This window comes from Streptomyces sp. NPDC033165, from assembly GCF_055577965.1.
Genome location: NZ_JBVIPK010000001.1, coordinates 312,508 through 335,428 on the forward strand (window position 1 = coordinate 312,508; position 22,921 = coordinate 335,428).

Genomic DNA, 22,921 nt, shown 5'->3' on the forward strand with positions numbered 1-22,921 from the left:
GGGCGGCGGTCAGATCCGGGTGACGGAGGAGACGGGCATCATGCCGACCGGGTCGTAGCGGACCGGGGCGCCCGGGTACGGGGCGTGGATGACCTGGCCGTTGCCGACGTACATGCCGATGTGGCTGGCGTCCGCCCGGTAGGCGACCAGGTCACCGGGCTGCGCCTGGGAGAGCGGCACCATGCGGCCCGCGTACCGCTGGGCCTGCGAGGTGCGGGGCAGGGTCACCCCGGCCTGGGCGTAGGCCCACTGCATGAGCCCGGAGCAGTCGAATCCGGAGGGCCCGTTGGCGCCCCATACGTACGGCTTGCCGAGCGCCTGGTGGACGGCGGCCACGGCGGCCATGGCGCGGGGTGATCCGGGGGCGACGCCGGAGAGGTCGGGCGCGCCGTCGCGGCCGGAGCGGGAGGCGCGGTCGAAGTCGGCGCGCTCCTCGGGCGGCAGGGAGTTCAGCAGCTGCCGGGCCTGACGGAGCTTGGCCTCGACGGTGCGTTTGTGGCGGGTGAGGGCGGCCCGGTCACGCTCCAGAGCGGCCAGGGCGCGGGTGGCCTCGGCACGGGTCTGGGCGACCTTGCGCTGGGCCTGGCGGAGCCGGTCCAGGGTCATCGCCTGGCGGGCGCCGACCCGGTCGAGGACGGCGGCCCGCTCCAGGTAGGTGTCCGGGTCGGAGGAGAGCAGCAGCGCGAGGGCCGGGTCGATGGCGCCGCTGCGGTACTGCGCGCCCGCCATCGCGCCGAGCTCGTTGCGCATGAGGTTGACGCGCTCCTGGCCACGGGCCGTGGCGTCCTGGGCGCGGTCCGCCTCGCCGCGCAGCCGGTCCACGCGCTCCCCGGCCTCGTTGTACCGCTCGGTGGCCTGCTCGGCCTCGCCGTAGAGCCGGTCGACGGCGGCCTTCGCGCTCTCCCGGGTGTCCTTGGGGTCGGCGCTCGCCGGGGCCCCGGTCAGCGTCGCGGCCGCGGTGGCGGCGGCGGCCGAGAGGACCGTGACGCGAACGCCCCGGACCCGGCCGGGCTGTGTGGAACGGCGATGGGACACCACAGGTAACCGCACTCCCTTCCGCTGACGCGGTCGTGCGCAGCCCCTGCCGCCCGGGCGGGCGGACCGACGACCGGGAGCTGCACAGCAGCCAGACAGTAATCGGCCCACTACGCACCGGCCAAAGACCGCGCCGAGGACGGGAGGGGTGCACAAGGGCGCCGAACGCCGCCGCCCCGCCGGTGACCTCGGGTCTCCGGCGGGGCGGGGCGTCAGCGTGCGGTGCGGCGATTCCCTCGTTCGGGCGCGCCGTGGCGTCAGATACGGACGCCGAACTGGAAGGTGCCCATGTAGTCCATCGACTCGTAGCGGACGACGGTGCCGGGCTTGGGGGCGTGCAGGATCTGGTTGTTGCCCGCGTAGAAGCCGACGTGCGACAGGCCGTTGAAGAAGACCAGGTCGCCCGGCTTGAGCTGGCTGCGGCCGATCCTCGTGCCGTCGTGCTGCTGGGTGTACGTGGTCCGGGTGATGGAGACACCGGCCTGGGCGAACGCCCACTGGGTCAGCCCGGAGCAGTCGTAGGAGTTGGGGCCGGAGCCGCCGGAGACGTACGGCTTGCCGATCTGGGTGGCGGCGGCGGCGAGGGCGGCCGCACCGCGGTTGGAGGCGGGGGCCTCCTTGCCGAGCTCGACCCGCTCGGTGGAGGCGCGGCTGGCGCGGTTCTCCTCCTCCTGGATCTTCGCGCGCTCGGCGGCGGTCAGGCTGTTGAGGAGGCGCTGCGCGTCGGCGAGCTTGCCCTGGTACTTCTTCTTGTTCTCGCCGAGCGCCTTGCGGACGTCGGCGAGGTCGCCGAGCTTGTCCTGCGCTTCCTTGCGCTGCTGGGCGAGGGTGCGCTGCTTGGACTGGATCTTCTGCAGCGACTCCGTCTGCTTGACCGTCAGCTGATCGAGCGCGGAGGCCTGGTCGAGGAAGCTGTCCGGGTCGGAGGCGAGGAAGAGAGCCACCGAGGGGTCGATGCCGCCCGAGCGGTACTGGGCGGTGGCGATCGAACCGAGTTCGCCGCGCAGGTCATTGAGCTCGCCCTGTCCGCGGGCGACCTTGTCCTGGAGCGCGTCGACCTGCTTCTTGAGCTTTTCCTGCTGCTCCTTGGCCCCGTTGTACTTCTCGGTGGCCGCCTCGGCCTCGTGGTAGAGCTTGTCGACCTTCGCCTTGACTTCGCTCTTGCTCGGCTTGGGGTCGGCGTGGGCGGCCTGGGAGGTCAGGGCCACGGCCGCAGCGGCGGTCGCGGTGAGCACGGTCACACGAGTGCGGCTCGGCTGCTTGGGACGACGGTGGGACGCCACGAAGGCGAGCTCCTTCTTCCTCTGAGCCGCCTACCGGGCTGTGGGGGAAAGAATCCCCGGCTCCGTGCAACGTCACGGAGCAACGTCACGGACTCGGCGGTTCCTCCGCTGCCACCCCGGGTGGGTGATCAACCGTGCGAAGGTTCGAGGCCTGACCCTAGTGACCATCTCGTGATCAGTTCAAATCCTCACAGGAATTTTCTCGTCACACCAGGCACTTCTTTACTCTCACCCCACCGCGTGTAGCAGCGACTTGACGGTACGTTCCCGCGAATCCGACATGCCACACATGCAGAACATCCGCCCCAGAGGGCCCTCTAGACGCGCGAAAGCCGCTTGAGGAGCAAGATGGACGCGACCGGCCGGGCCCCGGCCTTCGCCACGCCGTCCGCCACCTCCCGGTCGGTGGAGACGACCACCACGGGCCGTCCCGGTGGTTCCGCGCGGGCCAGTTGGCGGATCAGCTCGTCCGCCGTGACCCCGGCCTTGCTGAACAGCACCCGCACCCCGCGCGGCGGCGCGAGCAGGACGGGCACGGCGAGCTCGGCGCCGTCGAAGACGCAGGTCATCTCCGCGCCGGTCTGCGCGGCCAGCACCGAGAGGCCGCCCAGCAGCCGCAACCGCTGCTTCTCCAGCGGCATCTGGGGATAGCCGGTCTTGGTGACGTTGTAGCCGTCCACGATGAGGTGGGCCTGCGGCAGCGCCAGCAGCTGGTCCAGCAGCGCCGGATCCGTCTCCGAAAGCGCTCTGGCGGCAATGTCCTTGGGCGACATCCGGCCCGGCTCCACCGCGTCCACGGTGTCCGCGGGATGCGTCGTCACCGGGGGCAGGGCCAGCTCGCGCCGGAGCCCCGAGGCGGCGTCCAGCACGGTGTCCAGCAGCAGGCGCAGCCGCATGTCCTCCACCGAGCGGCCCTCGCGGGCGGCCCGGCGGCTCGCCTCCAGGGCGGACTCCGCCTCCCCCAGCCGCCCCTTGAGCCGGCGCGACTCGCTCTCGGCGGCGGAGACCTGGGCGGCCGCCTCGGCCCGTACGGCGTCGGCGGCGGCGGCGCTGCGGCGCAGGGCGGCCTCGCCGCGCTTGACCTCGCTCAGGGCGCTGCGCAGCTTGCGGTGGAGCGATTCGGCCTCCTTGCGGGCCGCCTCCAGCTCGGTGCGCAGCCGCTCCGTCTCGGCGCGGGTGTGGGCGCGTGCCCGCTCCAGCTCCTCGCGCAGCTGGTCCAGTTCGCGCCGGGTCTCCTCGTCGGCCCGTTCCGCGTCCGCGCGCTGGACCTCCTCGCCCGCGGCTTCGACGAGCTTGACCCAGCCCACCGGGCGCAGCACGTACGCGGCGGCGGCCACATCGAGGGGGTCGGCGGCCGCGGGCGGCGAACCCGCCTCCAGCGCACCGGCCAGCTCCGGCTGGGACTGGCCCAGCCGCTCACCGATCCGCTGCCGGAAGAGGGCGTCGCTCTCCAGCGCGGCGGCCATCGCGTTCCCGGCGAACTTGGCCCGACGGGTCGGGGTGAACCGGGCATACTGCCGCAACTGGGTGGGCAGTTCGGCGACGGTCAGTCCGCCGAAGGCATCGGAGACCAGGGCGACGACCCGCCGCCGTACACCTTCGGGCAGCGGACGGTCGAGCGCCTCTGCACCGCCGTCGGCCGCATCGGCCGGTTCGGCGCCGCTGGTCGGCTGATCCACCGTCCGTCACCCCATAGATATGTCGATGGGTGCGCTCCCTCAGGAAGCGGCACCCGGCCTGTCCACCAGTTCGATCTGATCCACCGCATTGCACCAACGACAGCGGACGGACTCGATGGTCTCACTGACCACCTCCCGCTCCTCGACACTCGACTCACCGGCCAGGTCGAGGTGCACGTACTCCACGACCTTGGAGGAGCGGGTCACGTCGAAGCGCGTGAGATTGCCGCACAGCGTGCAGCGCCAGCGGGTCCCGTCCGTCGGCAGGGGAACCGTCGTCATCGTTGCGTCCTCTTTCGTCGTCTGCCGGAGCCCGCGCCGGGCGCGCCGCCGCGTCTCTTCCTGTCCTACGCCAAGGATCTCGCGGTGCGCCGTCGAACTGCGGAAGTCCTGGCGTAACCCTACGGCCTCGCGTATAAGCATCGGCACGGCGAGGCGCTCCGTCCCCTTCTCCGCCGGTACGTCATGCTCTGTACATGATCGATTGGCGGCAGGTCGACTGGCGGGCCACGGCAGGGAGGCTCCGGGAGACGGCGACGGCGAGCGGCGCCCCGGTCACGTACGGGCTGATCGCCCTGTGCGTCGTGATCTTCCTGGTCAGCCCGCTGTCCGGCTTCCACGCCCCGTACGGCGCCGAGGACGCGCTGCTCGCCGCGCAGGCCGGGTACTTCGAGCGGTGGGGGGTGATCCCCGCGGAGCTGTGGGACGGCTCGGCGCATGCGCTGATCACGCCGTTCACCGCGCTGTTCGTCCACGGCAGCTGGCTGCACCTGCTGGGGAACCTGCTGTTCCTGTACGTGTTCGGCGCGATGGCCGAGGAGCGCATGGGCCGGGTGCGGTTCGCCCTGTTCTACGTGGGCTGCGGCTATGTGGCCCTCGTCTGCTACGCGGCGGCGCACGCGGACTCCGGACAGACGCTGGTCGGGGCGTCGGGCGCGATCTCCGCGGTGCTCGGCGCGTTCCTGTACCTGTTCCCCAGGGCCCGGGTGACCAGCCTGTTCCCGTTCCTCTTCTTTCTGCCGCTGCGCTTTCCCGCCTGGATCGTGCTGGTCTTCTGGTTCGGGCTCCAGTGGGCGGCGGCGCAGGGCGCGGACGCCGGGCCCGGCGTGGCGTATCTGGCGCATGTGGCCGGGTTCGCCGTCGGGTTCCTGTACGCCTGGGGGTGCTATGGGCGTAGGGCTAGAGTGAAGGTTCCAGCCACGGCCACCGAGGGAGACAGCCAGCCGTGATCACCGCGATCGTGCTCATCAAGACCAGCGTGGACCGGATTCCGGAGATCGCCGAGGCCATCGCCGCGCTGGACAGTGTCAGCGAGGTCTTCTCCGTCACCGGCACCTACGACCTGATCGCCATGGTCCGGGTGGCCCGCCACGACGACCTCGCCGATGTCATCCCCGGCCGGATCAGCAAGATCCCGGGCGTCGAGGGCACCGACACCCATGTGGCGTTCCGTACGTACTCCCAGCACGACCTGGAAGCGGCGTTCGCCATCGGCCTCGACGCGTAGGCGAACCGCTTCGGCCGGGGACAGGCGGCGCGCCTGCCCCCGGCCGAAGCGGTTCACGAGGTCTCTCGGACCTGGGCGGTCTGGCCCCGGTCCGGGACGCAACGGCCGCCCTCGGTGCGGTACTTCCACCGGGCGCCCTCGCGGACCAGCTCGGTGACCGCGCGCAGGAAGCGCTCGATGTGCTCGTCCGGCGTACCGGCGCCGAAGCTGACCCGGATCGCGTTCAGGGACCGCTCGCCCGGCTCGGCCTCGGGGGCGCCGCACTCGCCCGGGTCCTGCGGGTCGCTGCCGAGGAGGGTACGTACGAGCGGGTGGGCGCAGAAGAGGCCGTCGCGGACGCCGATGCCGTACTCCGCGGAGAGGGCTGCGGCGAAGTGCGAGCTGTTCCAGCCGCGCACCACGAAGGAGATGACCCCGACCCGGGGCGCGTCGTCGCCGAACAGCGAGAGCACCTGCACCTCGGGGACGTCCGCGAGCCCCTCGCGGACCCGGCGCACCAACTCCTGCTCGCGGGCGACCAGGGTGTCGAAGCCCGCCTCGGTCAGGGCCTTGCAGGCGGAGGCGATGGAGTAGACCCCGATGACGTTGGGCGAACCGGCCTCGTGGCGGGCGGCCGTGGTGTGCCAGTCGACCTCCACCCCGCCGTCGGCGCGCCGGGCGACCTTGCGGGAGGCCCCGCCACCTGCGAGGTACGGCTCGGCCGCCCGGAGCCAGTCGGCGCGTCCGGCCAGGACCCCGGAGCCGAAGGGCGCGTACAGCTTGTGCCCGGAGAACGCGACCCAGTCGACGTCGAGTTCGGCGAGGTCGACGGGGTGGTGCGGGACGAGCTGGGCGGCGTCCAGGACGATCCGGGCGCCGTGCGCGTGGGCGGCGGCGGCCAGTTCCCTCACCGGCCACAGCTCACCGGTCACGTTGGAGGCCCCGGTGACGCAGACGAGGGCGGGGCCGTAGGGGTCGCGGTCGGCCAGCGCGCGCTCCAGGGTCTCGACGGCCTGGCCCGGGGTGCGCGGCGCGTTGAGGTAGGTGACCTGGGCGTCGCGCCAGGGCAGCAGGGAGGCGTGGTGCTCGGTCTCGTACACGAACACCTGGCAGTCGGCGGGGATCGCGGCGGCCAGCAGGTTGAGGGAGTCGGTCGTGGAGCGGGTGAAAACCACCTGGTCCTCCGCGCGACAGCCGAGGAACTCCGCGACCGTGCGGCGGCTGTTCTCGAAGAGGTCGGTGGAGAGCTGCGAGAGGTATCCGGCCCCGCGGTGGACGCTGCCGTAGTACGGGGCGTACGCGGCGACGTCGTCCCAGACCCGCTGGAGGGCCGGGGCGCTGGCGGCGTAGTCGAGTGCGGCGTAGACGACCTCACCGCCGGTGACGAGCGGAACGGTGACGTCCTGCCCCAGAACGGGCAGCGGGGCACAAACTGACGGGTCGAGGGCAGCGGTGGAGACAGGCATGACGAACTCCCGTAACAGGCAGGCGAGATCCACGCGCCGGCGGGTACGCGGCAGCGCGGGAGAAGAAAGGAAAAAGTGCGCGGAAGAGGGCGGTCAGCCCTGGGCCCGCGAGCACGGCCGGAGCCGAACGACGGGCCCTAACGCATTCGCTTGCTCACAAGAGGCTCCCTAGGGACCAGGACCCCGGGGGCTGGCATCCGCTGGATGCCGAGGGGCCCGCGCTTGCCGCAGACCTCGCTGCCTACGGCCTGGTCTTCACCCGGGGCACCCCGCCACGGACGGAGGGTTGCCGGACAGCGGGCCGGGGCCGTAGTCGCTGTCACTCATGACCTGCGCAGCATCTTGCCATACGCCCGCACGCGCGCAAGGGCGCAGTCCGGTATCCGGACTGCGCCCTGCGTCACACCGTGTGCGCTGGAGGTGTCTCTCCGGCGTGCTCAGGCGTTGCTGGCGGCGACCCAGCGTTCCAGGGCGCGCCTGGCCGCGCCGGAGTCGATGGCCTCGGCCACCACGGCGATCTTCGCCGCGATCTGCTCGGTGAGCGCGCCGGGTCGCGGGTCGAGCGCGACCAGCGCGGCCGCCGAGTTGAGCAGCACCGCCTCGCGCACCGCGCCCCTCTCACCGTCCAGCAGGCGGCGGGCCACATCGGCGTTGTACGAGGCGTCGGCGCCGCGCAGCGCCTCGACCGGGACGATGGGCAGCCCGACGTCACGCGGGTCGAACGGCTCCTCGCGGACCGCGCCGTCGCGGACCACCCAGACCCGGGAGGTGGCGGTGGTCGTCAGCTCGTCGAGCCCGTCGTCCCCCCGGAAGACCAGCGCGGAGTTGCCCCGGTCGGCCAGGACACCCGCGACGATGGGCGCCATGCGGACGTCGGCCACCCCGACGGCCTGGGCGCGCACCTGGGCCGGGTTGGTGAGCGGGCCCAGGATGTTGAACGTGGTCTGCGCGCCGAGCTCCTTGCGGGCCTTGGCGGCGTACCGCAGGGCGGGGTGGAACTTCACGGCGAAGCAGAAGGTGATGCCCGCCTGTTCGGCGACCTCGACGACCCGTCGCGGGGTCAGCTCCAGGTTGACGCCCAGCTTCTCCAGCACGTCGGAGGAGCCGCTTGCCGAGGAGGCGGCCCGGTTGCCGTGCTTGACGACCTTGGCGCCGGTGCCCGCGATGACGATCGCGGACATGGTGGAGATGTTGACCGTCTTGGCGAGGTCGCCACCGGTGCCCACGATGTCGACGGTGCGGCCGGGCACCTCGATGAGGTTGGCGTGCGCGTACATCGCGCGGACCAGCCCGGTGACTTCCTCGACGGTCTCGCCCTTGGCCCGCAGCGCGACGGCGAACCCGGCGATCTGCGCGTCGGTCGCCTCGCCGCTCATGATGCGGTCCATGGCCCAGGCGGTCTCCTCGGAGCTGAGGTTCTCGCCGCGCAGCAGGGGGTTCAGCAGCCCGGGCCAGGAAGGGGCCGCCACGCTGTCGCCGCCGTTCGGGGTCACAACGTTCATGGTCCGCTCCAGGGTCCACAGCCGGTCAGAAGGATGGCTCCACCCTATCCAGCCCGGGGGACCACAAAGAGCCCCGTCCATCGAATGGACGGGGCTCTCGTGGTGGCGATCAGTTCAGGTGATCAGTGGTGGCCGTGGCCCTCGGTGATCTCCTTGTACTCCTCGGTGGTGGGCTTGGCGATCTGGTTGTTCTCGCCGTAGTAGCCCTTGCTGAGCTTGGCCCGCAGCTTCTGCACCGGGGAGATCTTGCGCTTGACGCCGTTCTCGTCGACCTCGGGGCCGAGTTCGACCGGCTTGTACTGCTCGTGCGCCGTGAGCGTGTGCAGCTTCTCCTGGCTGAGCGGCTCGTGGACCTCGACGAACTCACCGTGCGGCAGGCGCTTGATGATGCCGGTCTCGCGGCCGTGCAGCACCTTCTCCCGGTCGCGGCGCTGGAGGCCGAGGCAGATCCGCTTGGTGACGATGAACGCGATGACCGGTCCGACGAAGAAGAAGATCCGGACGAACCAGGTGATGGCGTTGATCGACAGGTGGAAGTGCGTGGCCCACAGGTCGTTTCCACCGCCGACGAGGCCGATGAAGTACGCCGTGACCCAGGCGACGCCGAGGCCCGTACGGGTCGGGGCGTTGCGCGGGCGGTCCAGGATGTGGTGCTCGCGCTTGTCCCCGGTGATCCAGGACTCGACGAACGGGTAGACCGCGGGCAGCGTGAGCACCAGGCCGAAGAGGACCAGCGGGATGAACACGCCCAGGTTGAGCGTGTGGCCCCAGAAGACGATCTCCCAGCCGGGCATGACACGGACCAGACCCTCGGCGAAGCCCATGTACCAGTCGGGCTGGGCGCCGGTGGACACCTGGTCCGGGCGGTACGGGCCGAGCGCCCAGATCGGGTTGATCGTGGCGATCGCCGAGATGATCGCGATGATGCCGAAGACCAGGAAGAAGAAGCCTCCGGCCTTCGCCATGTACACGGGCAGCAGCGGCATGCCGACGACGTTCTTGTTGGTCCGGCCGGGACCCGCGAACTGCGTGTGCTTGTGGTAGAAGACCAGGATCAGGTGGGCCACCAGCAGACCGAGCATGATGCCCGGCAGCAGCAGGATGTGGATCGAGTAGAACCTGGCCACGAAGTCGTGACCGGGGAACTCGCCGCCGAACAGGAACATCGAGATGTACGTACCGACGATCGGCACGGACAGGATCGCGCCCTGGGTGAAGCGGACACCCGTACCGGAGAGCAGGTCGTCCGGGAGGGAGTAACCGGTGAAGCCGGTGAACATACCCAGCACGAACAGCAGGAAGCCGAACACCCAGTTGATCTCGCGCGGCTTGCGGAAGGCGCCGGTGAAGAAGACGCGCATCATGTGCACGAACATGCCGGCCAGGAAGATCAGCGCGGCCCAGTGGTGGATCTGCCGCACGAGCAGACCGCCACGGATCTCGAAGCTGATCTTCAGCGTCGAGGCGTAGGCCTCCGACATCCGGATGCCCTGCATGGGCTCGTACGGACCGTGGTAGACGATCTCGTTCATGCTCGGCTGGAAGAACAGCGTCAGATACACACCCGTGAGGATGATGATGATGAAGCTGTAGAGCGCGACCTCACCGAGCATGAAGGACCAGTGGTCCGGGAAGATCTTGCGCATGTTGGCCTTGGCCAGGCCGTAGATGCCCAGCCGGCCGTCGGCCCAGTCGGCGACCCGCTCGCCCGCGGGTGCCTTGCGCTGCCCCGCCTGGTCGGCGGGCGGGTTCGTTGTCGCAGTACTCATCCGCGCTCCCAGAAGGAAGGGCCGACGGGCTCGTCGAAGTCACCGAGCGCCTCGAGGTTGCCCTCGCTGTTCACACCGATCCGCAGCTGCGGAAGAGCGTGGCCGGCCGGACCGAAGATGACGCGGGCGCCGTCGGAGAGGTCGAAGGTGGACTGGTGGCACGGGCAGAGCACATGGTGTGTCTGCTGCTCGTACAGGCTGATCGGGCAGCCGACGTGGGTGCAGATCTTGGAGAAGGCCACGATGCCCTCGTGGGCCCACTCGCGCTGGCGCCTGTCCTTGATGTCGTCCGGCTCGATGCGGACGATCATCAGGGCGGCCTTGGCGATCTGCGTGAGGAAGTCGTGCGAGTCCTCCTCAAGCCCCTCGGGCCTGGCGAAGGTCAGCGACCCCACGGGGACGTGCTCGGGACGGAGCGGCTCGCCGGTGTTCATGTTGACGAGCAGCTTGCCCTTGGCCCACAGGGTGGTGCGGAGCTTCTTCTCCGGCAGCGGACCGAGGTCGCGCAGCAGGACCACACCGGAGAGCGGCACCAGGGCCAGCGCACCGAACATGGTGTTCCGGATCAGCTTGCGCCGACCGAGCTGGGACTCCTCGGCACCGGCCGCGAAGTCGGCCATCACCTGGGCCTTGACCTCGGGCTCGGCCTCGATCGGGTGGCGCTCGGCGGCGACCTCGACATCGGACATCAGGGTGCGCGCCCAGTGGACGGCGCCCGCGCCGATGAAGAAGAGCGCGAAGCCCAGGGTGAGGCCCAGGGAGAAGTTGAGCGCACTCACATGGCCGAAGGGCCAGATGTAGACGATCTTGTCCACCGGGAAGATGACGTAGGAGGCGATGAAGCCCACCGTCGCCAGCATCGAGAGGGTGAACATGAACGCGACGGCCCGCTCCGAGCGGCGCGCGGCGCGTTCGTCGAGGTCCTGGATGCGCGGCTGGTGGGCCGGCAGCCCCGGGTCGGCGAACGGGTCGTCCGTACCCTCGACCGCGCCGTGCGCGGTCTCCTGCACTGCGGGCAGGCTGTCTTCTGGAATCTGTTGGCTACTCATGACTTCTTGGCCTTAGCGGTGTGGGCCGCGACCCAAACGGCAGTTGCGATGAGAGCGCCGAGCCCGAAGATCCAGGTGAACAGACCCTCACTGACCGGACCGAGACCACCGAGCGAGAGGCCACCGGGGCTCGCCGTCTCCGAACCGTTCACGGTCTGGATGTAGGCGATGATGTCCTTCTTCTCCTGGTTGGGCATCGTCGTGTCCGGGAAGGAGGGCATGCTCTGCGGGCCGGTCTGCATGGCCTCGTAGATGTGCTTCGGGCTCACGCCTTCGAGGTCCGGGGCGTACTTGCCGTGTGTCAGCGCGCCGCCCTTACCCGTGAAGTTGTGGCACTGGGCGCAGTTGTTGCGGAACAGTTCGCCGCCCTTGGCGACGTCCGCGCCGGCCGGGTCGACCTGCTTGTCGGTCGGCGTGATCGGACCGGCGCCGAGCGACGCGACGTACGCCGCGAGCTGGTCGATCTCCGCCTGGGTGTAGATGACCTTCTTCTTCGGTACCTGGACGCCCGGCTGCTGCGCGGGCATACGGCCCGTGCCGACCTGGAAGTCGACGGCGGCGGAGCCCACGCCCACGAGGGACGGCCCGTCGGTGGTGCCCTGACCGCCGGTTCCGTGGCAGCTGGCGCAGCCTACGGCGTAGAGCTTCTTGCCCTCTTCGATGGCGAGGGACTGGGCGGTTTCATCGGCCTGCGCCTTGCCCGCAGGCGCAAACGCGGCGTACAGCCCCCCGGTAGCCGCCAGCGCGAGGAGTAGTACGACGACCGCCGCCAGCGGATGGCGTCGTCGTGCGGAGAGCTTTTTCACGGATTACCCCGGTGTCAGGATCTTCTGCGTCGATGGTGGGCGGGTGCGAGCCCGGTTACTTGATCATGTAGATCGTGGCGAACAGGCCGATCCACACGACATCGACGAAGTGCCAGTAATAGGACACGACGATGGCTGAGGTGGCCTGCTCGTGGGTGAACCTCTTGGCCGCGTACGTCCTGCCGAGAACCAGCAGGAAGGCGATGAGACCGCCTGCCACATGCAGTCCGTGGAAGCCGGTGGTCAGGTAGAACACCGAACCGTACGGGCCGGACGAGAGGGAGAGCCCCGCTTCCTTGACCAGTTCCACGTACTCCAGGACCTGGCCGCCGATGAAGATCGACCCCATCACGAAGGTGATGATGAACCAGGTGCGGAGCTTCTTCACATCGCCCCGCTCGGCGGCGAAGACGCCGAGCTGGCAGGTGAGTGAGGAGAGCACCAGGATCGTGGTGTTCGTCGCCGAGAACGGGAAGTTCAGATGGCCGGCCATCTCCTTCCAGTACTCGGGTCCCGTCACCGATCGCAGGGTGAAGTACATCGCGAAGAGGGCCGCGAAGAACATCAGCTCGGAACTCAACCAGATGATGGTTCCGACGCTGGTGAGGTTCGGCCGATTGACCGACGGGTGCGCGTGCCCGGTTTCTACTGTCGTTGCTGTCGCCACGACCGACATTATGTCGGTCGCTTATCCCGCCCTCACTCCGGGGGGTGCCGTTCGGTGTGTCCGTGCCGTCTGCTGGGGGTGCACCCTGGGCCGAACGGCCCATCGAATCGTCGTCATTACCGGTGCTGACAGGCAGTCGGGCGGAGTACGATCCGCGCATCGGTTCATGCCCCGAGAGCCCCGACGACGCCGATGTCACGGAGGAACAATGCAGGCGACCGCCACGGTCCTGGTCTACAGCGACGACGCCAACATCCGCGAGCAGGTGAGGCTGGCAGCCGGTCGCAGGCCTGCCGCGGACGTCCCACCGGTGGAGTTCCTGGAGTGCGCGACCCTCCCGGCCGTCCTGGCGGCGCTGGACAAGGGTGGTGTGGACGTCTGCGTGCTGGACGGCGAGACGGCTCCCGTCGGCGGTATGGGCGTCTGCCGGCAGATCAAGGACGAGATCTACGACTGCCCGCCGGTGCTGCTGCTGATGGGCCGCCCGCAGGACGCGTGGCTGGCCACCTGGAGCCGCGCGGAGTCCGCGGTGACGCTTCCGGTGGACCCGGCGGAGTTCCCCGACGCGCTCGCGGCGCTGCTGCGCCGCCGGCTCGCCGTGGAGGCCTGAGGGGCCTCTGCTCCTCCAGGGGCCCCTGTGGCCGCTGTGGCCGTCTGAGGGGCGTTCCGCGTCGCGGGGCACTCTTTCGGGGCCGGGATCAGACGTGGGGGCGCAGCCGGGCGGCCTGGAGGGTCTGAGGGCTGTCCGGCGCCCCCTCGTTGAGGGCACTGCCCTTCTGCCACTTCTCCCAGGAGAGGTTCCAGTCACCGAACCCGTTGCCGAACGGGCTCATGTCCTCCCCCGCGCTGCCGACGACCTTGACGATGTCGCCCTGGCGCACGGTCTCGAAGAACCACGCGGCGTTGCCGGTGCTCATGCCGGTGCAGCCGTGGCTGACGTTGGCATAGCCGTGGGAGCCGGTCGACCAGGGCGCGGCGTGGACGTACTCACCGCTCCAGGTCACCCGGGTGGCGTAGTAGACCGGCAGGTCGTACGACTCGGAGGAGCCGGCCGCGATGCCGATGCTCTCCCCGCGCATTCGTACGTAGTACTCCTTCGCGAGCACCACCTTGACGCCGTTGCGGGTGGAGAAGCCGGGCTTGCCGGTGGTGACCGGAATGGTGTTGATCACTTCTCCGTTGCGGAGGACCGTCATGGAGTGGTCCGAGGCGTCGGTGATGGCCTCGATACGGTCGCCGGTGGTGAGCTTCAGGGGCTTGGCCTCGGCCCCGTAGAGGGACTTGGTCACCTTGATGCCCGTGAGGTTGGAGCGCACCTCGATGGTGGCGTTCGCGGGCCAGTACTCCTTCGGGCGGTAGTGCAGCGTCTTGTCGTCGACCCAGTACCAGGAGCCGGTGACCGCCGGGGTGGAGCGCACCTTCAGGGCGCGCTCGACGGTGGCCCGGGAGGCCTTGTCGGTGATCGGGGCGCTGAGTTCCGCGGTGACGGGCTGCCCGACGCCGTAGGTGCCCGCCTGCGGGCCGAAGGCGACCTTCAGCAGCTTCTTGGGCGAGGAGGTGTCGAAGGAGAGCGTACGGACGCCGGGGGCGCCGTCGCTGTTCTCCGTGGAGACCCTGACGGTGTATCCGGTTCCGGCCGCGAGCGGGGCGGTGGAGCGCCACCGGCGCCCGTCGGCGGAGAGCTCGCCCGCCAGGTGGCGGCCCCCCGTGTCCACGGCGCTGACGTCGGTGATGCGGCCGTCGTCGCCCTTGACGACGACTTCCAGCGGCTTGTCGGGATCGGCCTTCTTGTTCTTTGAGGGGCCGTTGAAGGAGACCTGGTCGCCCGCGTCGTACGGCTTCGTCGAGAGCGGGTGGCCGTCGGGTGAGCCACAGGCGGTCGCACCCGCGACGAGGGTCACGACCAGCAGGGTGCAGCTCACTACGGTGCGGATGCGCGGCGTGTGGTTCATGCGTCCACGCTAAGAAGATTCGTCCGTTGCAGCGCGTTCAGTGACTGCAAACGAGCGAAAGGCCCGCGTCGCTTGCGGCGATGCGGGCCTTTCGTGGTGTAGCGCGTGTCACCTCTGGCGGGGTGTCACTGGGTCTGGTTCTCACCCCGGTAGTACTCGTACACCCAGCCGAAGAGGCCGATCAGCAGCAGCGGGGCCGAGAAGTACATCAGCCACCAGCCGACGGCGATGCCCAGGAAGGCGAAGGCGCCACCGACCGCCAGGGCCAGGGGCTGCCAGCTGTGCGGGGAGAAGAACCCCAGCTCGCCCGCCTCGTCGGCGACGTCCGCCTCCTTGTTGTCCTGGGCCATGGCGTCGACCCGCTTGGCCGTGAAGGCCAGGTAGAAGCCGATCATGAGGGCCAGGCCGAAGGCCAGGAAGAGGGCCGTGGTGCCGACCGGCTCCTTCGACCACACGCCGTACACGACGGCCATGGCGAGGATGAAGACGCTCAGCCAGATGAACATCTGTCCCTGGATCTTCACTTGCCTGCCTCCTTGCCGCCGGCGAGGGCCTTGTCCGACTCGGAGTGGTGCTCAAGCTGTTCGAGCGCCGCGATCTCGGGGTGGTGCAGGTCGAACGCCGGCGATTCGGAACGGATCCGCGGCAGCGTGAGGAAGTTGTGCCGCGGCGGCGGGCAGGAAGTTGCCCACTCCAGCGAACGGCCGTAGCCCCACGGGTCGTCGACCTCGATCTTCTTGCCGTACTTGGCGGTCTTCCAGACGTTGTAGAAGAACGGCAGCATCGACAGTCCGAGCACGAAGGACGCGATGGTCGAGATCGTGTTCAGAGCGGTGAAGCCGTCGGCGGCGAGGTAGTCCGCGTAGCGACGCGGCATGCCCTCGGCACCGAGCCAGTGCTGCACCAGGAACGTGCCGTGGAAGCCCACGAACAGCGTCCAGAACGTGATCTTGCCGAGCCGCTCGTCCAGCATCTTGCCGGTGAACTTCGGCCACCAGAAGTGGAATCCGGAGAACATCGCGAAGACCACGGTGCCGAAGATGACGTAGTGGAAGTGCGCGACGACGAAGTACGAGTCCGAGACGTGGAAGTCCATCGGGGGCGAGGCCAGGATGACGCCGGTCAGACCACCGAAGGTGAAGGTGATCAGGAAGCCGACGGCCCAGAGCATCGGTGTCTCGAAGGACAAGGACCCCTTCCACATCGTGCCGATCCAGTTGAAGAACTTCACACCGGTCGGCACCGCGATAAGGAAGGTCATGAAGGAGAAGAACGGCAGTAGCACGCCGCCCGTCACATACATGTGGTGCGCCCACACCGTCACGGAAAGACCGGCGATGGCGATCGTCGCGGCGATCAGACCGATGTAGCCGAACATCGGCTTGCGGCTGAATACCGGGATGACCTCGGAAATGATTCCGAAGAACGGCAGGGCGATGATGTACACCTCTGGGTGTCCGAAGAACCAGAAGAGGTGTTGCCAGAGCAGCGCGCCGCCATTGGCGGAATCGAAGATGTGCGCACCGAATTTACGGTCCGCCTCCAGCGCGAAGAGCGCGGCGGCCAGAACCGGGAAGGCCAGCAGGACCAGCACACCGGTCAGCAGGACGTTCCAGGTGAAGATCGGCATGCGGAACATCGTCATGCCGGGTGCGCGCATGCAGATGATCGTGGTGATGAAGTTGACCGAGCCGAGGATCGTACCGAAGCCGGAGAAGGCCAGGCCCATGATCCACATGTCGGCGCCGATGCCCGGCGAGCGGACCGCGTCGTTCAGCGGCGCGTAGGCGAACCAGCCGAAGTCGGCCGCACCCTGCGGGGTCAGGAAGCCCGCCACCGCGATGAGCGACCCGAAGAGGTACAGCCAGTACGCGAACATGTTCAGCCGCGGGAACGCCACATCGGGCGCGCCGATCTGCAGCGGCATGATCCAGTTCGCGAACCCGGCGAACAGCGGCGTCGCGAACATCAGCAGCATGATCGTGCCGTGCATCGTGAACGCCTGGTTGAACTGCTCGTTCGACATGATCTGCGTGCCGGGACGAGCCAGCTCGGCGCGCATGAAGAGCGCCATGATGCCGCCGATGATGAAGAACGCGAACGACGTGACCAGGTAGAGCGAGCCGATCGTCTTGTGGTCAGTGGTGGTCAGCCACTTGATGACGACGTTTCCCGGCTCCTTGCGCCGCACCGGCAGCTCGTCCTCGTACGAGTCGTCTGCCGGCGCAGCACCCTGAGGTTCGTTGAGGATGCTCACAGTTGGTTCTTCTCCGCATTCCTGGCCGGGTCCGTCTGCTCGATGCCCGCCGGCACGTAGCCCGTCTGACCCTTCTCAGCGAGCTCCTTGAGGTGCTGCTGGTAACGCTCGGGGGAGACGACCTTGACGTTGAAGAGCATCCGGGAGTGGTCGACGCCACAGAGCTCGGCGCACTTGCCCATGAAGGTGCCCTCCCGGTTGGGGGTCACCTCGAACACGTTGGTGTGGCCCGGAATGACGTCCTGCTTCATGAGGAACGGCACCACCCAGAAGGAGTGGATGACGTCGCGCGAAGTGAGGACGAAGCGGACCTTCTCCCCCTTCGGCAGCCACAGGGTCGGACCCGGGTTGCCGTTCTGGGGGTTGCGGGTCCCGGGGATGCCCACGTCGTAGACGCCGCCGGCGCCCTCGGGGAAGTCCTTCTGGAACCTGTCCGGGATGGCCGAGAGCTCCTTGGGGATCTCCTTGCCCGCAGCGGGCTGGCCTTCCACCTTCTCGATGTAGTTGAAGCCCCAGCTCCACTGGTAGCCGACCACGTTGATGGTGTGGGCGGGCTTGTCGGAGAGCTCAAGGAGCTTCGACTCATCACGCGCGGTGAAGTAGAACAGCACCGAGACGATGATGAGGGGAACCACTGTGTACAACGCCTCGATGGGCATGTTGTACCTGGTCTGCGGAGGTACCTCCACCTTGGTCCGGCTACGCCGGTGGAAGAAGACGCTCCAGAGGATCAGCCCCCAGACAAGGACACCCGTGACGAGCGCTGCCGCCCACGAGCCTTGCCAGAGGGAGAGGATCCGAGGGGCCTCTTCCGTTACCGGGGTGGGCATACCGAGGCGGGGAAAATCCTCCCAGTTGTATGAACAACCGGAGGCCGTCGCCAGGACCAGGCCCGCAGTCAGCACCTGCGGCAGCTTCCGCCGCATCGGGCGCCGCGACGAGCGGTCGGAGCCGTTGGGACTCACGTAGCGCCTTCCCGAGAGTCTCGCCCGCACGGTCGGCGCGCCCGTATGTCTCTGGTCGGTCGCCGGCCCTGACGCGGGCAGGGGTTTGGATGTTTATGCGGACCAAACCCTACTGGACGCTATTTGGGGTCGCGCGGGGAGGGTGCCCAACGCGCCGCCCGACACCCCCAAGGGGTGGAATCCGGCCCTCCGGCCCCCAACTGACGGCCACTCGCCCGCCGGGGTGGGGCGGCCGCCGCCGAGGCGGGGCCGGGTGCGGGCTAGCGTGGCGGCGTGCCCTACTTCGATGCCGCCTCCGCCGCCCCCCTGCACCCCGTCGCTCGCCAGGCACTGCTTGCCGCGCTGGACGAGGGCTGGGCCGATCCCGCCCGGCTGTACCGGGAGGGCCGGCGCGCCCGGCTGCTGCTGGACGCGGCCCGGGAGGCCGCCGCGGAGGCGGTCGGCTGCCGTCCGGACGAGCTGGTGTTCACCTCTTCGGGGACGTCCGCGGTGCACGCGGGAATTGCCGGGGCGCTTTCGGGGCGTCGGCGTGTCGGCCGCCATCTGGCGGTGTCGGCGGTCGAACACTCCTCGGTGCTCCATTCGGCGGCGGCCCACGAGACGGCGGGCGGCTCGTTCACCGAGGTGCCGGTGGGCCGCTCGGGGGCGGTGGACCCGGCGGCGTACGCCGGGACGCTGCGGGCGGACACCGCGCTGGCCTGTCTCCAGTCGGCCAACCACGAAGTGGGCACCGAGCAGCCGGTGGCCGAGGTCGCCGCGCGCTGCGCGGATGCCGGGGTGCCGCTGCTGGTGGACGCGGCCCAGTCGCTCGGCTGGGGGCCGGTGGCGGGCGGCTGGTCGCTGCTGACGGCGAGCGCGCACAAGTGGGGCGGGCCGGCCGGGGTGGGGCTGCTCGCCGTCCGCAAGGGGGTGCGCTTCGCACCCCAAGGCCCGGCCGGGGAGCGGGAGTCGGGGCGGGCTCCGGGGTTCGAGAACCTGCCCGCGATCGTGGCGGCGGCCGCCTCGCTGCGCGCCGTACGGGACGAGGCGGCGGCGGAGTCGGTGCGGCTGCGGGCCCTGGTCGACCGGATTCGGGCCGTCGTGGCGGAGCGGGTGCCCGATGTGGAGGTGGTGGGCGATCCGGAGCGGCGGCTGCCGCATCTGGTCACCTTCTCCTGTCTCTATGTCGACGGGGAGACCCTGCTGCACGAACTGGACCGGAGGGAGTTCTCCGTATCGTCCGGTTCGTCCTGCACGAGCAGCACGCTGGAGCCGAGCCATGTGCTCAAGGCGATGGGTGTGCTGTCGGAGGGGAACATCCGGGTCTCGCTGCCGACGGGCACGGCCGAGGCCGACGTGGAGCGCTTCCTCGACGCGCTGCCCGGGGTGGTCGCGGAGGTGCGCGAGCGGCTCGGCGCACCGGTGTCGGCGCCCTCCGCGCCTCCCTCCCCCGAGCCTGCCGCGCCCCTGGTCGTCGACGCGCTGGGCCGCCGCTGCCCGATCCCGGTGATCGAGCTCGCAAAGGTGATCGGGGAGGTACCGGTGGGCGCCACGGTGACGGTGCTCGCCGATGACGAGGCGGCGCGCCTGGACATCCCGGCCTGGTGCGAGATGCGGGGTCAGGAGTACGTGGGCGAGGAGCCGGCGGACCGGGGCTCGGCCTATGTGGTCCGCCGGCTCGGCTGAATCACGCCAGGTGCTGCTGGACCTCGGCTGCGGCCTCGTGGCCGTACGCCTTGGTGAAGCGGTCCATGAAGTGGGTGCGGCGCAGGGTGTACTCCTGGGTGCCGACCGTCTCGATGACCAGGGTGGCGAGCATGCAGCCGACCTGGGCGGCGCGCTCCAGGCCGACGCCCCAGGCGAGGCCGGAGAGGAAGCCGGCGCGGAAGGCGTCGCCGACGCCGGTGGGGTCGGCCTTGGTCTCCTCCTCGGGGCAGCCGACCTCGATGACCGGCTCGCCGGCCCGCTCGATCCGGACACCGCGGGCGCCGAGGGTGGTGACGCGGTGGCCGACCTTGGCGAGGATCTCCTCGTCGCTCCAGCCGGTCTTGGACTCGATGAGCCCCTTCTCGTACTCGTTGGAGAAGAGGTACGTGGCGCCGTCGAGGAGGATGCGGATCTCCTCGCCGTCCATCCGCGCGATCTGCTGCGAGAAGTCCGCGGCGAACGGGATGTTCCGGGAGCGGCACTCCTCGGTGTGGCGGAGCATCGCCTCGGGGTCGTCGGCGCCGATGGAGACGAGGTCGAGGCCGCCCACGCGGTCGGCGACGTTCTTCAGCTCGATGAGGCGGGCCTCGCTCATCGCGCCGGTGTAGAAGGAGCCGATCTGGTTGTGGTCGGCGTCGGTGGTGCAGACGAAGCGGGCGGTGTGCAGCACCTCGGAGATCCGCACCGAACCGGTCTCGACGCCGTGCCGGTCGAGCCAGGCGCGGTACTCGTCGAAGTCCGAGCCCGCCGCGCCGACCAGGATCGGGCGGGTGCCGAGCAGCCCCATGCCGAAGCAGATGTTGGCGGCGACACCGCCCCGGCGCACATCGAGGTTGTCGACCAGGAAGGAGAGGGAGACCGTGTGCAGCTGATCCGCGACCAGCTGGTCGGCGAAACGGCCGGGAAACGTCATCAGGTGGTCAGTGGCGATGGAGCCGGTGACTGCGATACGCACGGGGAGGCTACTCCTGCGGAAGGCGAAGGGCCGTGACTGCGCCCTCCGGGACGGCGTGACAGTTCACGCTACCGGGTGAGCTCTCCTACGAGGAATAGGGAAAACTACCCGATAGTAGGGCTTTCTACCTGAGCGTGACCGTGGTTACGGTGCGGATATGTCGAAGCACACCGCATCGCGAGAGTCCGAAGTGAGCCTGGCGGAGCTGCGCGGGGACTGCGCGCGGATGGCGCCGCACTGGGCCGCACCCGCGAAGAGCGCCCCGGCCCGGGTGGAACCGGCCCTGATCCACGGGGTGACGGTCCCGCCCGCGTCGGCCCGGTTGATCGACGCGATGTCCGAGTACGGCGACTGACGGCGGCCGTCGGGGAACCGCACGCTCCTCCGCTCCGTCCCACCGGTGTCCCCGTCCGGGGGCACGCGGCAGACACCGCGACGGCAACGCAGTCGAAGGAGCGATCCGGTGAGCACCGAGCGACCCGACAACGACGTGACCGGCCCCCGGCGGCGGCGTCCGCCCCTCGCGGTGGCCTCCGTGGCCGCGGCCGTGCTGCTGGCCGGGGGCGGCGGGGCGTACTGGGCCTCGACCGCTTCGGGCGGCGGGGCGGCGGACGGCGGGGCGGCGGCGAAGGACGCGGCCCCGCTGACCCTGGACGCCGCCGCCGCGGCGGACGGCCCGAGCACCCCTCCCCCGGGCATCGCGCCCGGCGAACCGGACCCGGGCGGCCCGCCGGTGGTCTACCGGGCGTCGGGCGAGCTGCCCGACGGTCCGGACGAGGCGGCGGTGCACCACGCCCGGGGCACGGTGGCGTCGGCCGAGGTGGCCCGGCTGGCCAAGGCGCTGGGCATCCCGGGCACGCCGCGCACCGAGGGCACGTCCTGGGTGGTCGGCGACGGCGACGGCCCCGGCGCGCTCCTGAAGGTGACGAAGCAGGCCCCGGGCACCTGGACGTTCGCCCGCACCACCCCCGTGAAGCCCTGCGAGCCGGGGAAGATGTGCGCGAACGGGTCCGGGGAGCCGGGGGGCACCCCGGTGAGCGAGAGAGCGGCGAAGGCTGCCGCGGCCCCGGTCCTCAAAGCGGTCGGGCAGAACGACGCGGCGCTGAACGCGGGCCAGCTCATGGGCGACGTCCGCGTGGTCAACGCCGCCCCGAAGATCGACGGGCTCCCCACGTACGGCTGGTCCACCGGTGTCCAGGTGGGTCCGGGCGGCGAGGTGACCGGCGGCAGCGGCCATCTGAAGGCGCTGGAGAAGGGGGACACCTACCCGGCGATCGGCGCGGACGAGGCGCTGGAGCAGCTGAACGCGGCGAGCAGGGGCAAGGGGGACGGCGGCCGGGACATCGGCGGGTGCGCCACTCCCGTCCCGCTGGAGGGTGAGCCGAAGACCTCGGCGCCCGACTGCGTCCCGTCGAACGGCAAGCGGGCGCCGGTGGAGCAGACGGTCGAGGACGCGGTGTTCGGCCTCGCCCTGCACTACGTGGACGGCCGGCAGACACTGGTGCCGTCGTGGCTGTTCACGGTCCGGCAGGCGCCGGGCGGGCCGGAGAACACGGTCACGCAGGTCGCGGTGGATCCGGAGTTCATCGAGAAGCCGGAGACGCCGGCGCCCTCCGGGGACCGGAAGGTGACCTCGTACGGGGCGGACGGCCGGACCCTTGAGGTGACCTTCTGGGGCGGCGTGTGCAGTACGTACACGGCGAGCGCCGAGGAGAGCGCGGGCCAGGTGCGGATCTCGGTCACCGAGCAGCCGCACGAGGGCGCCTGCATCATGATCGCCAAGGAGCTGACCCGGACGGTGACGCTGGAGAAGCCGCTCGGGGACCGCGCGGTGATCGACGCGGCGTCGGGCGCCACGGTGCCGCGCGGCTGAGACGCGGACGTACGGGACGCGGACGTACGAGGGCGGCCCCGGGAGGAATCCCGGGGCCGCCCTCGTGTGCCGGTGCGCGGCGTCTAGCTGAACGAGTCGCCGCAGGCGCAGGAGCCGGTGGCGTTGGGGTTGTCGATCGTGAAGCCCTGCTTCTCGATCGTGTCGACGAAGTCGATGGAGGCGCCGCCCAGGTACGGGGCGCTCATCCGGTCGGTGACGACCTTCACACCGTCGAAGTCCTTCACGACGTCGCCGTCGAGCGAGCGCTCGTCGAAGAAGAGCTGGTAGCGCAGGCCCGAGCAACCGCCGGGCTGGACGGCGACGCGCAGCGCCAGGTCCTCGCGGCCCTCCTGCTCCAGCAGGGCCTTGACCTTGGCGGCGGCGGCGTCGGACAGGAGGATGCCGTCGCTCACGGTGGTGGTCTCGTCCGATACGGACATCTGCTTCTCTCCCGGGTTGTACGGACTGCTTGCCGACGGTTCAACCGCCAG

General features: G+C 70.0%; 22 protein-coding genes and 1 riboswitch. Of the genes, 6 read left to right on the forward strand and 16 right to left on the reverse strand.

The genetic code is table 11. The features are described 5' to 3' along the window. Positions 1-9: 9 nt before the first annotated feature. The 4 genes from ACZ5WC_RS01460 to ACZ5WC_RS01475 all read right to left on the reverse strand — a co-directional run bounded on the left by ACZ5WC_RS01460 (position 10) and on the right by ACZ5WC_RS01475 (position 4,279). Positions 10-1,038, reverse strand: a complete 1,029-nt coding sequence (locus tag ACZ5WC_RS01460; protein WP_468538837.1) for a C40 family peptidase — start codon at positions 1,036-1,038, stop codon at positions 10-12. Positions 1,039-1,292: 254 nt separating this feature from the next. Beyond that, on the reverse strand, positions 1,293-2,318 hold the full coding sequence (locus tag ACZ5WC_RS01465) for a C40 family peptidase (protein ID WP_468538838.1): 1,026 nt from the start codon (positions 2,316-2,318) through the stop codon (positions 1,293-1,295). A 317-nt stretch (positions 2,319-2,635) separates the two neighbouring features. Further along, positions 2,636-3,997, reverse strand: coding sequence for an NYN domain-containing protein (locus ACZ5WC_RS01470; RefSeq protein WP_468538840.1), 1,362 nt, complete (start codon positions 3,995-3,997; stop codon positions 2,636-2,638). A gap of 39 nt (positions 3,998-4,036) precedes the next feature. Continuing rightward, on the reverse strand, positions 4,037-4,279 hold the full coding sequence (locus ACZ5WC_RS01475; RefSeq protein WP_015608051.1) for a hypothetical protein: 243 nt from the start codon (positions 4,277-4,279) through the stop codon (positions 4,037-4,039). A gap of 194 nt (positions 4,280-4,473) precedes the next feature. On the opposite strand from ACZ5WC_RS01475, the gene ACZ5WC_RS01480 reads away from it, so the two are divergent. Beyond that, positions 4,474-5,226 carry a rhomboid family intramembrane serine protease gene (locus ACZ5WC_RS01480; RefSeq protein WP_468538841.1) on the forward strand — a complete coding sequence of 251 codons (753 nt, stop codon included), beginning with the start codon at positions 4,474-4,476 and terminating at the stop codon, positions 5,224-5,226. Beyond that, positions 5,223-5,504 (forward strand): Lrp/AsnC family transcriptional regulator, encoded by a 282-nt coding sequence (locus ACZ5WC_RS01485; protein WP_003969641.1) that lies wholly within the window; start codon positions 5,223-5,225, stop codon positions 5,502-5,504. The genes ACZ5WC_RS01480 and ACZ5WC_RS01485 overlap by 4 nt, the downstream gene beginning before the upstream one ends. 53 nt (positions 5,505-5,557) lie before the next feature. On the opposite strand, the gene ACZ5WC_RS01490 is transcribed toward ACZ5WC_RS01485, so the two are convergent. From ACZ5WC_RS01490 to ctaE, 6 genes are all read right to left on the reverse strand, one after another. Next, positions 5,558-6,949, reverse strand: a complete 1,392-nt coding sequence (locus tag ACZ5WC_RS01490) for an aminotransferase class V-fold PLP-dependent enzyme (protein WP_468538843.1) — start codon at positions 6,947-6,949, stop codon at positions 5,558-5,560. Positions 6,950-7,162: 213 nt separating this feature from the next. Further along, positions 7,163-7,280: riboswitch (SAM riboswitch) on the reverse strand. 106 nt (positions 7,281-7,386) lie between these two features. After that, positions 7,387-8,451: an anthranilate phosphoribosyltransferase gene (gene trpD / locus ACZ5WC_RS01495; protein WP_468538845.1), complete on the reverse strand. Its 1,065-nt coding sequence runs from the start codon at positions 8,449-8,451 to the stop codon at positions 7,387-7,389. 122 nt (positions 8,452-8,573) lie between these two features. Then, positions 8,574-10,220 (reverse strand): cytochrome bc1 complex cytochrome b subunit, encoded by a 1,647-nt coding sequence (gene qcrB / locus ACZ5WC_RS01500; RefSeq protein WP_096629281.1) that lies wholly within the window; start codon positions 10,218-10,220, stop codon positions 8,574-8,576. Beyond that, positions 10,217-11,269: a cytochrome bc1 complex Rieske iron-sulfur subunit gene (gene qcrA / locus ACZ5WC_RS01505; RefSeq protein ID WP_468538847.1), complete on the reverse strand. Its 1,053-nt coding sequence runs from the start codon at positions 11,267-11,269 to the stop codon at positions 10,217-10,219. Before qcrA ends, qcrB begins: the two co-directional genes overlap by 4 nt. Continuing rightward, positions 11,266-12,075, reverse strand: coding sequence for a cytochrome bc1 complex diheme cytochrome c subunit (gene qcrC, locus ACZ5WC_RS01510; protein ID WP_311119227.1), 810 nt, complete (start codon positions 12,073-12,075; stop codon positions 11,266-11,268). The genes qcrA and qcrC overlap by 4 nt, the downstream gene beginning before the upstream one ends. A gap of 55 nt (positions 12,076-12,130) precedes the next feature. Further along, entirely contained in the window at positions 12,131-12,751 is a 621-nt protein-coding gene (gene ctaE / locus ACZ5WC_RS01515) for an aa3-type cytochrome oxidase subunit III (protein ID WP_096629277.1), read from the reverse strand. Positions 12,752-12,950: 199 nt separating this feature from the next. Here ctaE and ACZ5WC_RS01520 point away from each other — a divergent pair, with 199 nt between their 5' ends. Beyond that, positions 12,951-13,352 carry a DNA-binding transcriptional response regulator gene (locus tag ACZ5WC_RS01520; protein ID WP_096629275.1) on the forward strand — a complete coding sequence of 134 codons (402 nt, stop codon included), beginning with the start codon at positions 12,951-12,953 and terminating at the stop codon, positions 13,350-13,352. Positions 13,353-13,440: 88 nt separating this feature from the next. On the opposite strand, the gene ACZ5WC_RS01525 is transcribed toward ACZ5WC_RS01520, so the two are convergent. The 4 genes from ACZ5WC_RS01525 to ctaC all read right to left on the reverse strand — a co-directional run bounded on the left by ACZ5WC_RS01525 (position 13,441) and on the right by ctaC (position 17,916). Next, positions 13,441-14,694, reverse strand: a complete 1,254-nt coding sequence (locus ACZ5WC_RS01525) for a L,D-transpeptidase (RefSeq protein ID WP_468538848.1) — start codon at positions 14,692-14,694, stop codon at positions 13,441-13,443. 125 nt (positions 14,695-14,819) lie between these two features. Beyond that, the gene (locus tag ACZ5WC_RS01530) at positions 14,820-15,218 is read right to left on the reverse strand and encodes a cytochrome c oxidase subunit 4 (RefSeq protein WP_096629272.1); all 399 of its coding nucleotides are present in this window, start codon (positions 15,216-15,218) and stop codon (positions 14,820-14,822) included. Continuing rightward, positions 15,215-16,951, reverse strand: coding sequence for an aa3-type cytochrome oxidase subunit I (ctaD, locus tag ACZ5WC_RS01535; RefSeq protein WP_096629270.1), 1,737 nt, complete (start codon positions 16,949-16,951; stop codon positions 15,215-15,217). The genes ACZ5WC_RS01530 and ctaD overlap by 4 nt, the downstream gene beginning before the upstream one ends. Further along, positions 16,948-17,916 carry an aa3-type cytochrome oxidase subunit II gene (ctaC, locus tag ACZ5WC_RS01540; RefSeq protein WP_096629269.1) on the reverse strand — a complete coding sequence of 323 codons (969 nt, stop codon included), beginning with the start codon at positions 17,914-17,916 and terminating at the stop codon, positions 16,948-16,950. Before ctaC ends, ctaD begins: the two co-directional genes overlap by 4 nt. Positions 17,917-18,189: 273 nt before the next feature. Between ctaC and ACZ5WC_RS01545 the strand changes: the two genes are divergently transcribed. Continuing rightward, complete coding sequence (locus tag ACZ5WC_RS01545) at positions 18,190-19,581, forward strand: aminotransferase class V-fold PLP-dependent enzyme (RefSeq protein ID WP_468538850.1); 1,392 nt, start codon at positions 18,190-18,192, stop codon at positions 19,579-19,581. Position 19,582: 1 nt separating this feature from the next. Here the strand turns inward: ACZ5WC_RS01545 and ACZ5WC_RS01550 are convergent, their stop codons facing one another. Next, the gene (locus ACZ5WC_RS01550) at positions 19,583-20,557 is read right to left on the reverse strand and encodes a carbohydrate kinase family protein (protein WP_096629266.1); all 975 of its coding nucleotides are present in this window, start codon (positions 20,555-20,557) and stop codon (positions 19,583-19,585) included. A gap of 157 nt (positions 20,558-20,714) precedes the next feature. Between ACZ5WC_RS01550 and ACZ5WC_RS01555 the strand changes: the two genes are divergently transcribed. After that, positions 20,715-20,912: a hypothetical protein gene (locus ACZ5WC_RS01555; protein ID WP_468538851.1), complete on the forward strand. Its 198-nt coding sequence runs from the start codon at positions 20,715-20,717 to the stop codon at positions 20,910-20,912. 108 nt (positions 20,913-21,020) lie between these two features. Continuing rightward, a complete protein-coding gene (locus tag ACZ5WC_RS01560) occupies positions 21,021-22,430 on the forward strand; it encodes a hypothetical protein (RefSeq protein WP_468538852.1) in 1,410 nt (469 codons plus the stop codon). 83 nt (positions 22,431-22,513) lie between these two features. On the opposite strand, the gene ACZ5WC_RS01565 is transcribed toward ACZ5WC_RS01560, so the two are convergent. Further along, positions 22,514-22,870 carry an iron-sulfur cluster assembly accessory protein gene (locus ACZ5WC_RS01565; RefSeq protein WP_006123927.1) on the reverse strand — a complete coding sequence of 119 codons (357 nt, stop codon included), beginning with the start codon at positions 22,868-22,870 and terminating at the stop codon, positions 22,514-22,516. Positions 22,871-22,921 lie beyond the last annotated feature (51 nt).